General features: G+C 67.9%; 11 protein-coding genes and 1 tRNA gene. All 12 read left to right on the top strand.

Annotated elements, in window-relative coordinates:
• The first annotated feature begins 28 nt into the window (after nt 1-28).
• The 12 genes from guaB1 (at nt 29) to prfA (ending at nt 15787) form a co-directional block, all read left to right on the top strand.
• Nucleotides 29-1483 (top strand): GMP reductase, encoded by a 1455-nt coding sequence (guaB1, locus tag HLA91_RS05800; RefSeq protein ID WP_170273943.1) that lies wholly within the window; start codon nt 29-31, stop codon nt 1481-1483.
• Nucleotides 1484-1734: 251 nt separating this feature from the next.
• Entirely contained in the window at nt 1735-3090 is a 1356-nt protein-coding gene (locus HLA91_RS05805; protein ID WP_102159662.1) for a hemolysin family protein, read from the top strand.
• On the top strand, nt 3087-4148 hold the full coding sequence (locus HLA91_RS05810) for a hemolysin family protein (RefSeq protein ID WP_102159664.1): 1062 nt from the start codon (nt 3087-3089) through the stop codon (nt 4146-4148). Before HLA91_RS05805 ends, HLA91_RS05810 begins: the two co-directional genes overlap by 4 nt.
• Before the next feature lie 414 nt (nt 4149-4562).
• Complete coding sequence (locus tag HLA91_RS05815) at nt 4563-5489, top strand: M15 family metallopeptidase (RefSeq protein WP_170273944.1); 927 nt, start codon at nt 4563-4565, stop codon at nt 5487-5489.
• 114 nt (nt 5490-5603) lie between these two features.
• Nucleotides 5604-5676 (top strand) — tRNA-Arg (locus tag HLA91_RS05820).
• Nucleotides 5677-5828: 152 nt separating this feature from the next.
• Nucleotides 5829-7526 (top strand): arginine--tRNA ligase, encoded by a 1698-nt coding sequence (gene argS, locus HLA91_RS05825; RefSeq protein WP_170273945.1) that lies wholly within the window; start codon nt 5829-5831, stop codon nt 7524-7526.
• Nucleotides 7526-9022, top strand: a complete 1497-nt coding sequence (lysA, locus tag HLA91_RS05830) for a diaminopimelate decarboxylase (RefSeq protein WP_170273946.1) — start codon at nt 7526-7528, stop codon at nt 9020-9022. Before argS ends, lysA begins: the two co-directional genes overlap by 1 nt.
• The gene (locus HLA91_RS05835; protein WP_170273947.1) at nt 9019-10329 is read left to right on the top strand and encodes a homoserine dehydrogenase; all 1311 of its coding nucleotides are present in this window, start codon (nt 9019-9021) and stop codon (nt 10327-10329) included. The genes lysA and HLA91_RS05835 overlap by 4 nt, the downstream gene beginning before the upstream one ends.
• Before the next feature lie 42 nt (nt 10330-10371).
• Entirely contained in the window at nt 10372-11460 is a 1089-nt protein-coding gene (gene thrC, locus HLA91_RS05840; RefSeq protein WP_170273948.1) for a threonine synthase, read from the top strand.
• Entirely contained in the window at nt 11460-12428 is a 969-nt protein-coding gene (gene thrB / locus HLA91_RS05845) for a homoserine kinase (RefSeq protein WP_170273949.1), read from the top strand. Before thrC ends, thrB begins: the two co-directional genes overlap by 1 nt.
• A gap of 270 nt (nt 12429-12698) precedes the next feature.
• Nucleotides 12699-14672: a transcription termination factor Rho gene (gene rho, locus HLA91_RS05850; protein ID WP_170274156.1), complete on the top strand. Its 1974-nt coding sequence runs from the start codon at nt 12699-12701 to the stop codon at nt 14670-14672.
• A gap of 17 nt (nt 14673-14689) precedes the next feature.
• On the top strand, nt 14690-15787 hold the full coding sequence (gene prfA / locus HLA91_RS05855) for a peptide chain release factor 1 (protein WP_420867891.1): 1098 nt from the start codon (nt 14690-14692) through the stop codon (nt 15785-15787).
• Nucleotide 15788 lies beyond the last annotated feature (1 nt).

Raw genomic sequence — 15788 nt, forward strand, 5'->3', positions numbered from 1 at the left:
TCTCCCGTCTGAAAGGGACACTGGTGCTATGCGTTTTCTCACGGAACATCCTCCACATGACCTGACGTACTCCGATGTCTTCCTCGTCCCGCGCCGGTCGTCGGTGGCATCGCGTTTCGAAGTCGATCTCTCCACCTCGGACGGCACCGGCACGACGATCCCCTTGATCGCGAGCAATATGACGGCGGTGTCCGGGCGCCGGATGGCTGAGACGATCGCCCGGCGCGGCGGCATGGCCGTCCTGCCGCAGGACATCCCGCTGCCGGTGGCCGCCGCCACGATCGGGTGGATCAAGGAGCGCCATACCGTCTACGAGACCCCGGTGCGCGTGTCGGTCGACGACACGGTGCTCTCAGCCCTGCACCTGCTGCCCAAGCGCGCCCACGGCCACGCCGTGGTCGTCGACGACGACAGCCGCGTGCTTGGCACTGTCTCCCGCTCCTCGCTCACCGGTGTCGACCAGTTCACCTCCGTGCACCGAGTGATGGAGCCGATCGAGGAGCCGGTGCAGGCCTCCCGCCTCGACGACCCCACCCGCGAGGTGCTCGCCGGCGTCTACGAAGAGCTCACCTCCCAGCGGCGGGACTTCGTGCCCGTCGTCGACGGGCAGACCCTCGTCGGCGCGGTGACCGCGCAGTCGATTCTGCGCTGCTCGATCTACACCCCGGCCCTCGATGACCAGGGCCGCCTGCGCGTAGCCGCCGCCGTCGGCGTCAACGGCGATGTCGCCTCCCGCGCCCAGGCGCTCGTCGCGGCCGGCGCCGACGTCCTCGTCGTCGACACCGCCCACGGGCACCAGGAGAAGATGCTCGAAGTGCTCAAGACCATCAGCGGCCTGGAGCTCGGCGTGCCGATCGTTGCCGGCAACACGGTGACCGCTGACGGCACCCGCGACCTTGTCGAGGCCGGTGCCACCATCGTCAAGGTCGGTGTGGGCCCGGGCGCGATGTGCACCACCCGCATGATGACCGCCGTCGGCCGGCCGCAGTTCTCCGCAGTGGCCGAATGTGCAGCCGCTGCCCGCGAGCTCGGCGCCCACGCGTGGGCTGACGGCGGGGTCAAGCACCCGCGCGATGTCGCCCTGGCACTCGTGGCCGGTGCCTCCCAGGTGATGATCGGCTCGTGGTTCGCCGGCACCCTTGAGAGCCCCGGCGATCTGCTCGTCGACCCCGACGGCCGCCAGTACAAGGAGAGCTTCGGGATGGCCTCAGCCCGTGCGGTCGCCGCCCGCACGCAGAGCGACTCGGCTTTCGACCGCGCCCGCAAGGGCCTGTTCGAAGAGGGCATCTCCTCAGGCAAGATGTTCGTCGACCCGGCACGCCCCGGCGTCGAGGACCTCCTCGACGAGATCACCTCCGGAGTCCGCTCCTCCTGCACCTACGCGGGCGCGCGCACGCTCACGGAGTTCGCCGAGCGCGCCCAGGTCGGCGTCCAGTCCGCCGCCGGCTACCAGGAGGGCATGCCGGTCCATCACTCCTGGTGAGACGGCCGCCATCTGATCTCCTCACCCCGTGCCCGAGGCGGTGGCCACCATGCGTGGCGACCACCGCCTCGGGCACGGTAAACTTCTCGCATGACCAGTGACAGTCCCAGCCGGCGTGAAGCCGGCAGCCCCGATAAACCCCGAATACCTGGCATCAGCCCCGCCGCGCGTGACGCGGCCCTGCTGATGCGAAGCTCCACCCGGCGCGTGCGCGCCGTTCACGGTCACCTGTCGGCAGGGGACAGCCGCTGATGGAATGGCTACTCCTCGCACTCGCCCTGCTCCTCATCCTCGGCACCGGCGTGTTCGTCGCAGCCGAGTTCTCTCTCCTCACCCTTGACAAGCACACCGTCGACGAAGCCGTCGCGCGCGGCGATCGCGGCTCGAAGTACCTGCGCAAGGGCATCACACACCTCTCAACTCAGCTCTCTGCAGCCCAGGTCGGCATCACGATCACGACCCTGCTGACCGGCTATCTCATGGAGCCCTCACTCGGTGCGCTGCTGCGCGGGCCCCTGCATGCCCTCGGGTTGTCCGAGGGCGCCTCCGGCAGTATGTCCCTGACGATCGCGCTGCTCATATCGACCCTGCTGTCGATGGTCGTCGGTGAGCTCGTGCCGAAGAACATGGCGATCTCTTCACCGCTGAAGACCGGCAAGATCTTCGTCCCGCTGCAGTACTTCTTCTCCATTGCCTTCCGCCCGATCATCGCCGTCCTCAACGGCACGGCGAATAAGGCGCTGCTGGCGATGGGCATCGAACCGCAGGAGGAGGGCTCGGCCGGCCGCTCGGCCGATGAGCTCACCGCGCTTGTGCGGCACTCGGCCCAGGAGGGCACGATGAATGAGCAGACCGCCGATCTGCTCACGCGCACACTCAGCTTCTCCCAACGCACCGCCGAAGACGTCATGACCCCGCGCACACGGATGGTCACCGTCAAACGTGAGACGACTGCTGCTGAGATCGTCGAACTTGCCCGCTCGACCGGATTCTCCCGGTTCCCCGTCACCGGCGAGTCCCGCGACGAGATCGAAGGCGTCGTGCACATCAAGCAGGCCGTGGCCGTACCGCTGGCCAACCGCGCCGATGCCTACGCCGCAGGCCTTATGACCGAGGTCGCCGAGTTCCCCGAGACCCTTGCCCTCGATCCTCTGCTCATGGAGCTGCGCTCGCGCGGCACCCAGATGGCCGTCGTCGTCGACGAATACGGCGGCACCGCCGGTGTCGTGACCTTGGAAGACGTCGTCGAGGAGCTCGTCGGCGAGGTCGTCGACGAACACGACCGGCTCTCGGTGACCGTCCGGCCGGCCCGAGACGGTTCGTGGATCATCCCCGGACGGCTGCGCCCCGATGAGGTCGCCGGCATCATCGGCGTCGAGATCCCCGAAGACCCCGACTACGAAACGGTGGCAGGCTTCGTGCTCAAGGAGCTCGGTCGGATCCCCGAAGTCGGCGACACCGTCCGCATCGAAGACGCCACCCTGACTGTCGAGCGCCTGCACGGCCGGCGCATCGAACGCCTGCGGCTGCGCCCGGACTACACCACCGTCGAGTGGGATGAGAGCTCCTGGCCGGTCGGAGACTCGAGCGCAGGAGGTCAGCCATGAGCGATTGGCTGGGTCTCGTGTGGCTCGTCGTCCTGCTGCTGGGCAACGCCTTCTTCGTGGCCGCGGAGTTCGGCATCGTCTCGGCCAAGCGCTCGCAGATCGAGCCGAAGGCCGAAGAGGGATCGAAGGCAGCGAAGACGACGCTGTTCGCCATGGAGCACGTCTCGCTCATGCTGGCGATCTGCCAGCTGGGCATCACTGTGTGCTCACTGCTACTGGGCAATGTCGCAGAACCGGCGATTCACCACCTGCTCGTCGGCCCGATGAGCTTCCTCGGCGTGCCCGCGGCGCTGTCTGGGCTGATCGCCTTCATCATCGCGCTGTCGGTGGTGACGTACCTGCACGTCGTCGTCGGCGAGATGATCCCGAAGAACATCGCGCTCGCCGTCTCCCAGCAGGCGGCCATGCTGCTCGCCCCGCCGCTGGTGGTGCTGGCCCGCATCTTCGGCTTCGTCATCCGCCCGATGAACGCTTTCGCCAACCGGATCCTCAAGCTCATGGGGGTCGAACCGCGCGACGACGTCAACGCCGCCTACACGATCGAGGAAGTGCAGTCGATTGTCGCCGAGTCCCAGCGCGAGGGACTGCTGAGCGATGACACCGGGCTGCTCAAGGGCGCCCTGGAGTTCTCCGACAAGACCATCGGGGACGTCATGGTGCCGATGGACCGTGTCGTCACCGTGGCTGAGGATGTCACACCTGCGCATATCGAGCAGCTGGTCGCCCGCACCGGCTTTTCGCGCTACATCATCCTCGACAGCGACGGGGAGCCCGGCGGCTACATCCACGTCAAGGATGTGCTCTACGCCGACACGGAGGACGACTATGCCTCCGAGATCCCTGATAAGCGCTTCCGTTCGCTGGTGACGCTGCGCGCTGCCGACGAGATCGAGGACTCCCTCGATTCGATGCAGCAGGCAGGACACCACGTCGGCCGGGTGCTCGACGAGAACCATCGCACCGTCGGCATCCTGTTCCTCGAAGACGTCATCGAGGAACTCGTCGGCGAGGTGCACGATGTCATGCAGCGTGCTCCGCGGGTGCGCAGGGTCGACTGATTCTGCGGCGCCTGCACCGGAATCGAGTGAAATAGCAGAAGTGAAACAACAGTGGAGTCGCCAGTCGCCGACGTATGGCCCGGGCGTGACTGAGACGAGGGACAACACAACAGTTCTGTTACATATCGACACGCGTGGCGATGCGCCGACGAAAGAATTTTCGGCGTATGTGCGCCTGATATGAGACTGTGTACGCGCATGTGCGCTGTAATCGGGTGAATCGCCCGCACGGGTGATGCGCGGGCGGCGAGCGACATGACAACTCGTAACATTGTCGTTATAGTGCTGTGACATGTGGTCGGTCGCCGTGACAACACGGCTGCGGCACATAGGTGTGACAGCACCACGACAGATTTTGCAGTAGAGACAGTTGGGAGATGAGTAGTGGCACAGGAGCCGACACCATCGGTCGCCATGACTCGCCGCGAACGCCGGGAGCAGGAGAACGCGAACCGCACACGACGTGCATCCTTCCGCATCCCAGGCACCCACCCGAACCGTACCACCAGCACCGCTGACAGCGCCCTGGCCTCACCGGCCACTCGCACGCGCAAGGTCGGAGCCGGTGCCGTGGCCTACCGCGGATCCGATGGCTCGCTCGTGCGCTCCTACAAGCGCCGCCGCCTGGCAACTGTCTCGGCCATGGCCTCGGTCTCCGTCGCCGGCAGCGCTATCGCCGCGATGCTGCTCATCGGCAACACCTCCACGCAGGACCAGGTCGCCGCCGGCAGCACCCTCGACGCCGCAGCGACCAACGTCGTCGGAGCCGAATCGGTCCAGACGAACGTCAGCTCCGTCGGCAACGAGTCCGGCACCCAGAACTACGCCGGCGGCGTGCCGAGCGCCAAGAAGGATCGCGACGCCGAGGCCGCCTCGCGCTCCGTCACCCGCACCGTGCTGCCCGGCTGCTCCGGTGAAGCACCCTCCGGTGACTACAGCAACGGCCAGGTTCCCGATGACTACCTGTGCGACGTCGGCATCGGCAAGCACAAGCTGCGCGCAGACGCCGCTGTTGCCTTCGCTGAGATGAACGCCGCGTTCAAGGCCGAGACCGGCAAGGACATGGCCATCACCGACTCCTACCGCACGCTCGAGTCCCAGGTCTCGGTCGCCGGCCGCAAGCCCGGCCTGGCCGCCCGCCCCGGCACCTCGATGCACGGCTGGGGTGTGGCCCTCGACTTCGGCGGCGGTGCCGCCAGCGCCTCGGGCGAGCAGTACAACTGGCTCGTCAAGCACGGCAAGGAGTACGGCTGGGAGAACCCCGCCTGGGCGAAGACCTCGAAGTACGAGCCGTGGCACTGGGAGTACGTCCCGGCCCGCGACAAGATCAAGGGCCAGTGACGCACTGACCCACCGCCGCGTCGCTGCCCGACAGCGCCGCGGTACCGTGGCTCGGCTCACCAGTCACCGGTGCGCGTGACAGCGCACATGAGTGCTAGTATTGTCGAGTTGCCAGCCCGCGTAGCTCAGCGGATAGAGCGTCTGCCTCCGGAGCAGAAGGTCGTAGGTTCGAATCCTGTCGCGGGCGCGACATCAGGCCCGTCACCTGGAAATCCAGGTGACGGGCCTGCTTCGTCCCAGGTCGGTCAGCCGCCGGCGGGACGTGTCGCCCCGCTCACATCGATACCGATATGCGGGCCTCAAGTCGCTTAGCCACGGGCAAGGTAATACGCTAAGCACGTGACTCCCGAACAGCTTAAAGAAGCCATCCGCTCTGCCATCGGCCAGCTGAACATGCAGCACGGCTACGCCATCGAAGCACCCGCCCGACTCGTCGTCGAGCGACCGAAGAACCGCGCCCACGGCGACTGGTCTTCCAACGTGGCACTGCAGACGGCGAAGAAGGCCGGGCTCAACCCGCGGGATCTCGCCACCGAGATCGCCGAGGTGCTGGCGGCCGATGAGGGCATCGACACCGCCGAGGTGGCCGGCCCGGGATTCATCAACATCACCTTGGCAGCCGGTGCCGCCGGTGCGCTGGCTGCTGACATCGTCGCCGCCGGTGACGACTACGGCCGCACCAAGACGCTTGCCGGTCACATCATCAACATGGAGTTCGTCTCCGCCAACCCGACCGGCCCTCTGCACCTCGGCCACACCCGCTGGGCAGCCCTTGGCGATGCGATCGCCCGCGTGCTCGCCGCTGCTGGCGCGAACGTCACCGCCGAGTACTACATCAACGACGCCGGCGCCCAGATGGACGTCTTCGCCGACTCCGTCGTCGCCCGCCTGCTCGGCCGCGAGGTGCCTGCCGGCGGCTACCCCGGCGGATATGTCACCGAGATCGCCCAAACGATCACCGCCTCGGACCCGGAGCTCGCCGCCGAGGTCAAAGCGACCGCGCAGGTGCCCGAATCGGATGCCGACGCTCCGGCACCGGCCGTCATCCCCGATGACGTGCGCGCCCGCCTGCGCGAACGTGCCTACGAGCTGCAGATGGCCGACATCCGCGACACACTCGCCGACTTCGACGTCAGCTTCGACGTGTGGTTCTCCGAAGCCAGCCTGCACAACTCCAACGCCGTGACCGAGGCTGTCGGCCGACTGCGCGAACAGGGTCACGTCTACGACCACGACGGCGCCGTGTGGCTGCGCACCACCGAGTTCGGCGACGACAAGGACCGCGTGCTCATCCGCGCCGACGGCAACCCCACCTACTTCGCCGCCGATGCCGCGTACTATCTGGATAAGAAGGACCGCGGCTTCATCGAGAAGATCTACCTCCTCGGCGCCGACCACCACGGCTACGTCGGCCGGCTCAAGGCGATCGCAGCAGCTGCCGGTGATGACCCGGAGAAGAACATCGAGGTGCTCATCGGCCAGCTCATCAAGGTCAACGGCGCCAAGCTGTCCAAGCGCGCCGGCAATATCATCGAGCTGCGCGACATCATCAACTGGCTCGGCCGCGATGCCGTGCGCTACTCACTGGCCCGCCAGCCGGCCGACTCGCCGCTGACCCTGGACCCCGAGGTGCTGCGCAGCGCCAGCAACGACAACCCGGTCTACTACGTCCAGTACGCCCACGCCCGCTCGCAGTCGGTCGCCCGCAACGCCGAGGCCGCCGGCATCACCACCGAGGCCTTCGACGCCTCAACACTGACGCATGCCACCGAGGCAGCACTGTTGGCCGCCCTGGCCGACTTCCCGCGTGTCGTCGCCCAGGCCGCTGAGCTGCGCGAACCCCACCGGGTGGCCCGCTACCTCGAAAGCCTCGCCGGCACCTTCCACAAGTGGTACGACAGCTGCCGTGTCACCCCGCGCGCCGGTGAGGACATCGAACCGGTTCACTCCTCGCGCCTGGTCCTCGACCTCGCGACCGCGACCGTGCTGCGCAACGGCCTGCGCCTGCTCGGCGTCAGCGCCCCGGAGCGGATGTAATGCCAGCCCATATCGCCGGCATCCTGCATGCCACCCCACCACCGGTGTGGCTGCCGTACCCCAATGACGTCAATGCGCTCATGCCCTCGCTGTGGTCGCGCAGCGTTGACAAGACCCCAGGCGGCGAGCTCACCATCGCCGGTCACCGCGTCACCGAGCTCGCCGAGACGTACGGCTCACCGCTGTACGTCCTCGACGTCGCCGACCTCAAGCACCGGGCCGCTGACTTCGTCACCGCCTTCTCCGCCGCGTTCGCCGCGATCGGCACCGAGGCGAAGGCCTACTACGCCGGCAAGTCCTTCCTGTGCACCGCTGTCGCCGACTGGGTCGCAGGCGAAGGAATGGGCATCGACACCTGCACCCTCGGCGAGCTTATGGTTGCCCACCGCGCCGACGTCGACCCGCGCACCGTCGGGCTGCACGGCAACAACAAATCCGATGAGGAGATCGCCTTCGCCCTCGACTGGGGGATCGGCCGCATCGTGCTCGACTCCTTCGACGAGATCCCGCGGGTCGCCGCTGCCGCCCGCGCCCGAGGTGTCCGCGCCCCGGTCATGCTGCGCGTCACCGTCGGCGTCGAAGCCCACACCCATGACTTCATCGCCACCGCACACGAGGACCAGAAGTTCGGCCTGTCCCTGCACAGCGGTGACGCCTTCGACGCCGCGCAGCGGATCGCTGCCAGCGAGGACCTCGAGTTCATCGGCCTGCACAGCCACATCGGCTCGCAGATCTTCGAATCCTCCGGCTTCGACATCGCCGCCACCCGGATCATCGAGCTGCGCGCCCGCATCCTGACCGAACTCGGCATCGACCTGCCCGAGGTCGACCTCGGCGGCGGCTTCGGCATCCGCTACACCTCCCAGGACACCCCGCTGACCTTCACCGAGATGGCCGGCCGGCTCGCCTCCGTCGTCGCCTCCGCTTGTGAGGCCACCGGCTCGACGCTGCCGGCGGTGTCCTTCGAGCCGGGCCGGGCGATCTCCGGGCCGTCGATCTTCACCCTCTACACCGTCGGCAGCACCAAGGTCGTCGAAACCGGGTCAGGGGAGCGGCTCTACGTCGCTGTCGACGGCGGCATGAGCGACAACATCCGGACCGCCCTCTACGACGCCGACTACTCCTGCACCCTGGCCAACCGCGACTCCGCCAGCGAACCGGCAGTCGTGCGCGTCGTCGGCAAGCACTGCGAAAGCGGCGACATCATCGTCCGCGACGAATACCTGCCCAATGACGTCACCCGCGGCGACCTTATCGCCGTCCCGGACACCGGCGCCTACTGCCGGTCGCTGTCATCGAACTACAACCACGTCCCGCGCCCAGGTGTGCTTGCCGTCGACGGTGAGCAGCTCGGCTGGGTCGTCCGACCCGAAACACACGCCGACATCCTCGCCTGGGACACCGGCTTCAGCCCGTCGGCCGCTGACGCAGACGTCCAGGCACCCGAGTCTACTGACGAGCTCGCGCCCCACGAAAGAAGGAGCACCACACGATGAAACCCCTCAAGGTTGCCATGCTCGGCTGCGGTGTCGTCGGCACCGAAGTCGCCACCCGCATCCTCGGCAACGCGGCCGACCTCGAAGCCCGCATCGGCGCCCCGCTGGAGATCTCGGCTGTCGCCGTGCGCGACGCCGGCAAGGACCGCCCCGGCATCCCGTCCGAGCTGCTCACCACCGACACCGCTGCCGCCATCGAAGGAGCCGACATCGTCGTCGAGCTCATGGGCGGCCACGAACCGGCCCGCGAACTCATCCTCACAGCCCTGCGCTCCGGCGCCTCGGTCGTGACGGCGAACAAGGCGCTGCTGGCCAGCGACTACTCCGAGCTGCTCGCCGCCGCCGAAGACGCTGAAGTGCGCCTGGAGCACGAGGCCGCTGTCGCCGGTGCGATCCCGATCATCCGCCCGGTCGTCAACTCCCTCGCCGGTGACCGCATCACCCGCGTGCTCGGCATCGTCAACGGCACGACGAACTACATCCTCGACCAAATGGAGAAGGAGGGCTGGGACTTCGACCACGCCCTGGCCACCGCCCAGGAACTCGGGTACGCCGAAGCTGATCCGACTGCCGACATCGGCGGCCACGACGCAGCCGCCAAGGCCGCGATCCTAGCCTCTCTTGCCTTCCACACCCGCGTGAGCATAGACGACGTCCATGTCGAGGGCATCACCGGCGTCACCGCCGACATGGTCGAGACCGCCTCCGCGCAGGGCTTCACCATCAAGCTGCTGGCGATCTGCGAAACCATCGAAGACTCACCGGCCGGCCCAGGCGTCTCCGCCCGCGTCTACCCGGCACTGCTGCCCAAGGACCACGCGCTGGCCAGCGTCGGCGGGGCGTTCAACGCTGTCTTCGTTGAAGCCGAAGCCGCAGGCTCGCTGATGTTCTACGGCCAGGGTGCTGGCGGCGCACCGACCGCCTCGGCAGTCCTGGGCGACATCGTCTCGACCGCACGCCGCAAGGTCCTCGGCGGCACCGGCCAGGCCCGCCGTTCGATCGGCAACCGGCTGCCGGTCCTGCCGATCTCCGCGATCCGCACCCGCTACCAGATCACCTTCGACGTCTTCGACCGCCCGGGTGTTCTCGCCCAGATCTCGCAGGTCTTCGCCGAGGAGGGCACCTCGATCGAGCTCATGCAGCAGACCCAGCTCGAGCCCACCGACGACGACGCCCCGCAGCGCGCCAAGCTCGTCATCGCCACCCATGCGGGCACCGATGCCGCGCTGGCCAAAACGGTCGAGCGCGCCGTCGCCCTCGACGCCGTCAACGAGCTCAAGTCCGTCCTGCGCATCGAAGGCCACTGAGCCGGGCCCACCGGCACACCACCATCCCGTGAAGGAGACCCCATGACCGCTGCCCACCGCCACCAGTGGCAGGGCGTCATCGAGGAGTACCGCGACTTCCTCGACATCGCCGCCGACTCCCGCGCCGTCACCCTCGGCGAGGGCGGCACTCCGCTCATCCACGCCGAGAAGCTCTCCGAGCGCACCGGTGCCGAGGTGTGGGTCAAGTACGAGGGCATGAACCCGACCGGGTCGTTCAAGGACCGCGGCATGACGATGGCGATCTCGAAGGCCCTCGCCTACGGCGCCAAGGCCGTCATCTGCGCCTCGACCGGCAACACCTCGGCATCGGCGGCCGCCTATGCGACGAAGGCCGGGCTGACGTGTGCGGTGCTCGTGCCGGCCGGCAAGATCGCAGTCGGCAAGATGAGCCAGGCCGTCGCCCACGGTGCCGAGCTGCTCGAAGTCGACGGCAACTTCGATGACTGCCTGACCCTGTGCCGCAAGCTCTCAGAGGCCTACCCGGTCCACCTCGTCAACTCGGTCAACCCCGACCGTATCGAGGGCCAGAAGACCGCTTCTTTCGAGATCGTCGACGCTCTCGGCGACGCCCCGGACATCCATGTGCTGCCCGTCGGCAACGCCGGCAACATCACCGCCTACTGGAAGGGCTACCGCGAATACGCTGCCGCCGGTCTGGCGACTGCAACCCCGCGCATGTGGGGCTTCCAGGCCGCCGGCGCCGCCCCGCTCGTCAAGGGCCATCCGGTCGATGACCCGGAGACCGTCGCGACCGCCATCCGGATCGGCAACCCCGCCTCGTGGGATCAGGCGATCGCCGCGCGCGAGGAATCCGGCGGCGTCATCAAGGCCGTCACCGACGAGGAGATCCTCGCTGCCCACCGGCTGCTGTCCTCGACCGAGGGCATCTTCGTCGAACCCGGTTCCGCCGCCTCGATCGCAGGCCTCCTGCAGCAGGCTAAGGCCGGTGAGATCCCGGCCGGTGCGCGCATCGTGTGCACCGTGACCGGACACGGGCTCAAGGATCCGCAGTGGGCGCTGCACACCGCTGACGGCTCCGATCTGACTCCCACCCGGGTGCCGGTCGATGCGGTCTCGGCTGCCCGCGAGCTCGGACTCGAGGACGCGTGATGACGAGCACCGCACCGGTCGCCCCGCAGGCCGTCGCCGAGGTCGAGGTCACCGTGCCTGCCACCTCGGCCAACCTCGGGGCCGGCTACGACAGCTTCGGCATCGCGCTTGACATCCGCGACACCGTCCGCGCCCGCCTGCACGACGGGCCGGTCGATCCCAGCGACTGCGTGCGCATCACCGGTGAGGGCGCCGGGGTGGTCCCGACAGATCAGGACCACCTCATCCTGCGGGTCATGCGCGAGGTGCTCGCCGCCCGCGGTGTTGAGACCGCTGACCGGATCAGCCTGGAGTGCGACAACGTCATCGCCCACTCCCGCGGGATGGGCTCCTCGGCCGCTGCCGTCGTCGCCGGTATCGCGATCGCCGATGCGGCCAGCGCCTTCGCCGGGCTGCCGGCACCCTCACCCGAGGAGAAGCTCGCCTGGGCCACGCACTTCGAAGGCCACCCCGACAACGCCGCCCCGGCGATCTTCGGCGGGGTCACCGTTTCCTACTCCGACGGCCACGGCCAGGCCCGCTCGGTCTCCGTGCCCGTCGCCGAAGATATCTCAGCGGTGCTCATCGTCCCCGATGAGCGGCTCGACACCTCGGTGGCGCGTTCGCTGCTGCCCGAGACCGTCCCGCACGCCGATGCCGCAGCCAACGCCGCGATCGCCGGCCTGTTCGTCTACGCCATCGGCCATGACCCCTCGCTGCTGTTCGACGCCACCGTCGACCGGCTGCACCAGAACTACCGCCGCCCGGCAATGACCGCCTCGCTCGAACGCGTCGATGCGCTGCGCGCCGCCGGGCTGGCCGCCGTCGTCTCCGGTGCCGGGCCGACCGTGCTCGTGCTCGGATCCGATGACGATCTCGCCGCTCAGGTGGGCGAGGTGCTCACCGGCGACTCCGCCCGCATCGTCCCGGCGGCCATCGCCGAAACCGGCGTCGAGGTCATGACGACCGACTGCCGGCTGCGCACCTGACCTGCCCGCAGACGCAGCCAGACACCCGGGACCGGGGCGAACCGCCTCGGCGACGGCGACAAGCTGGGCGGAAATTAGCGCAACGGGCGTCAACGCGCTAGGCTAGAGGCGTTCCCCAGCATTCTTCGCTTCACCGGCACCTCCATGTGATCGTGCCCCGCGACTCAGGTGGGAACGCTCTTCGTACCGCGCCGTCTCTGGCGTCCGAGGTACTTCATTTTGTGAATGCACGCAATCGTGCGTGTGGTCCGTCGCTGCAGCTCTGTGTTCATGCAGCTGCAGCCGAACGAGGGAGAAGGAACCTTCGTGTCAGAAAGCAATCTCACTGCTCTGCGTTTGCCCCAGCTTCAGGAAATGGCCGCGGGTCTCAACATCAAGGGATACCGTCGCCTGCGCAAGGGGGATCTCATCGCCGCTATCGAGAGCAGGACGTCGAGCCAGGCAGCAGCCAGCTCGGCACCCGCTGCCGCAGCTCCGGCTGCGCAGGAGCAGCCTGCGGCCCAGTCCGCACCCCAGTCAGATCAGCAGCAGGACTCTGCTGCCCAGGCGGCACAGACCCGCCAGTCCCAGCCCGAACAGCCCGCCCAGCAGCAGGCTGCGAAGCCCCGTCACGACGAGCAGGCCGATGCGCAGCAGCGCGACGACCAGCGCGGTGACGCTCAGCAGGATCAGGGCGAGTCCCGCGACTCCGAGTCGTCCCAGGACGGCGAGGGCGGCTCGCGCCGTCGCGGCGGCCGCCGTGACCGCGGTGACCGTCAGAACCGCGGCGACCAGGACGGACGCGGCGATCGCAACCGCGACGACAACCGCGGCGATCGCAACGACCGCCAGGATCGCAACGATCGCGGCGACAACCGCAACGACCGTCAGGATCGCGGCGACCGCAACGATCGCGGACGCGGTGGCGACAAGAATTCCGACAACCGCAGCAACGACAACCGCGGTGGTCGCGACGACAACCGCAACCGCGATGACAACCGCAGCGGACGCGACGACAACAACCGTCGCGGCAACCGCGGACGCAACCGCGACCGCAAGCGCCGCGGACGCGGAGACGGCGACGATCAGGATCTGCGTCCCGATGACGTGCTCATCCCGGTCGGCGGCATCCTCGATGTCCACGACAACTACGCCTTCCTGCGCACCTCCGGTTACCTGCCCGGTCAGAACGACGTCTACGTCTCCGCTGGCATGGTTAAGAAGAACGGTCTGCGCAAGGGTGACGCCGTCGTCGGTGCGATCAAGCAGCCGCGCGAGGGCGATCAGCGCTCCAAGCGCCGCGAGAAGTTCGATGCGCTCGTCCGCCTCGACTCCGTCAACGGCCTGAGCATCGAAGACGCCAAGCGCCGCGTCGACTTCTCCAAGCTCACCCCGCTGTACCCTCAGGACCGCCTGCGCCTGGAGACGACCTCGAAGCTCATCTCCACTCGCGTCATCGACCTCGTCTCGCCGATCGGCAAGGGACAGCGCGGCCTCATCGTCGCCCCGCCCAAGGCCGGCAAGACGACAGTCATGCAGCAGATCGCCAACGCCATCGCCGAGAACAACCCCGAGGTCCACCTCATGGTCGTCCTCGTCGACGAACGCCCTGAGGAAGTCACCGACATGCAGCGCGCGGTCAAGGGCGAGGTCATCGCCTCGACATTCGACCGCCCGGCCGACGACCACACGACGATCGCCGAACTGGCCATCGAACGCGCCAAGCGCCTCGTCGAGATGGGCCAGGACGTCGTCGTGCTGCTGGACAACATCACCCGCCTCGGCCGTGCCTACAACCTCGCACAGCCGGCCTCAGGCCGGATCCTCTCCGGTGGTGTCGACGCCAATGCGCTCTACCCGCCGAAGAAGTTCTTCGGTGCCGCCCGCAACATCGAAGGCGGCGGCTCGCTCACCATCCTCGCCACCGCTCTCGTCGAGACCGGCTCGAAGATGGACGAAGTGATCTTCGAAGAGTTCAAGGGCACCGGCAACATGGAGCTGCGCCTGAGCCGCCACCTGGCAGACAAGCGCATCTTCCCGGCTGTCGACGTCAACTCCTCGGGCACCCGCCGCGAAGAGAACCTCATGAGCCCCGAAGAGCGCAAGGTCATGTGGAAGCTGCGCCGCGTCCTCTCCGGCCTCGAACAGCAGCAGGCGCTCGAGCTGCTCATCTCGAAGATGAAGGAGACCGGCTCGAACGCCGAGTTCCTCTTCCAGGTGCAGAAGACCACGCCGCTGCCGAAGTCGGCGGCTGACGACAACTGACCGGCTGGCCCACCTGCATGAGTGAGACCGCCGACACGGCAGCCGATATCGACTCGCTGCGCCAGATGGTGCACATGCTCCGTGATGAGCATGCGCGCATCGAGCAGGAGCTGGCCGATCCCGAGGTGCACGCCAACCCGGGCACAGCCCGCCGGCTGACCCGCCGATACGCCGAGCTCGAGAAGGTCGTGTCCTGCTGGGGCGATCTCATCGCCGCCCAGGAGGACCTGGAGGCCTGCCGCGAACTCGCCGACGACGATCCCGGCTTCGCCCAGGAGATCCCCGCGCTCGAAGAGCAGCGCGCGGAGCTCCTGGGCGTGCTGCGGGATCTGCTCGTGCCCCGCGACCCGGACGACGACCGTGATGCGCTCGTTGAGATCAAAGCAGGGGAGGGCGGCGAGGAGTCCGCGCTGTTTGCCTCCGATTTGCTGCGGATGTACCAGCGGTGGGCCGATAGGCGCGGCTGGTCGACCGAGGTCATCGACACCACACCCTCAGACCTCGGCGGCTGCAAAGACGTCACCCTGGCCGTCAAGGCCAAGGAGGAAGGCGCCTACGGGTGGCTGAAGTTCGAAGGCGGCGTCCACCGCGTCCAGCGCGTGCCGGTGACCGAATCGCAGGGCCGCATCCACACCTCGGCCGCCGGAGTCATCGTCTTCCCCGACGTCGACGAACCCGACGAGGTCAGGATCAACGACGCCGATCTGCGCATCGACGTCTACCGCTCATCCGGACCCGGCGGCCAGTCGGTCAACACAACTGACTCGGCTGTGCGCATCACGCACGTGCCCACCGGCATCGTCGCCAGCTGCCAGAACGAGAAGTCCCAGCTGCAGAACAAGGCCGCCGCCCTGCGCATCCTGCGCGCCCGGCTGCTGGCCGCCCAGGCCGCCGAAGCCGCCGCAGAGGCCGACGACCGGCGCCGCTCACAGGTGCGCACCGTCGACCGCTCCGAGCGGATCCGCACCTACAACTTCCCCGAGAACCGGATCGCCGACCACCGCACCGGCTACAAGGCCCACAACCTCGACCAGGTGCTCGCCGGCGACCTCGATGCCGTCGTCGAATCCTGCCGCGCACTCGACCGCGCCCAGCGGCTTGAGGAGGCGCAGTAAG

Source organism: Brevibacterium luteolum, assembly GCF_013004595.1.
Taxonomy (GTDB): domain Bacteria; phylum Actinomycetota; class Actinomycetes; order Actinomycetales; family Brevibacteriaceae; genus Brevibacterium; species Brevibacterium luteolum.

What these genes read in the sequence shown, in the direction of transcription:
- guaB1 (WP_170273943.1), top strand. Translation starts at nt 29, where the DNA reads ATGCGTTTTCTCACGGAACATCCTCCACATGACCTGACGTACTCCGAT.
- HLA91_RS05805 (WP_102159662.1), top strand. Translation starts at nt 1,735, where the DNA reads ATGGAATGGCTACTCCTCGCACTCGCCCTGCTCCTCATCCTCGGCACC.
- HLA91_RS05810 (WP_102159664.1), top strand. Translation starts at nt 3,087, where the DNA reads ATGAGCGATTGGCTGGGTCTCGTGTGGCTCGTCGTCCTGCTGCTGGGC.
- HLA91_RS05815 (WP_170273944.1), top strand. Translation starts at nt 4,563, where the DNA reads ATGACTCGCCGCGAACGCCGGGAGCAGGAGAACGCGAACCGCACACGA.
- lysA (WP_170273946.1), top strand. Translation starts at nt 7,526, where the DNA reads ATGCCAGCCCATATCGCCGGCATCCTGCATGCCACCCCACCACCGGTG.
- HLA91_RS05835 (WP_170273947.1), top strand. Translation starts at nt 9,019, where the DNA reads ATGAAACCCCTCAAGGTTGCCATGCTCGGCTGCGGTGTCGTCGGCACC.
- thrC (WP_170273948.1), top strand. Translation starts at nt 10,372, where the DNA reads ATGACCGCTGCCCACCGCCACCAGTGGCAGGGCGTCATCGAGGAGTAC.
- thrB (WP_170273949.1), top strand. Translation starts at nt 11,460, where the DNA reads ATGACGAGCACCGCACCGGTCGCCCCGCAGGCCGTCGCCGAGGTCGAG.
- rho (WP_170274156.1), top strand. Translation starts at nt 12,699, where the DNA reads ATGCAGCTGCAGCCGAACGAGGGAGAAGGAACCTTCGTGTCAGAAAGC.
- prfA (WP_420867891.1), top strand. Translation starts at nt 14,690, where the DNA reads ATGAGTGAGACCGCCGACACGGCAGCCGATATCGACTCGCTGCGCCAG.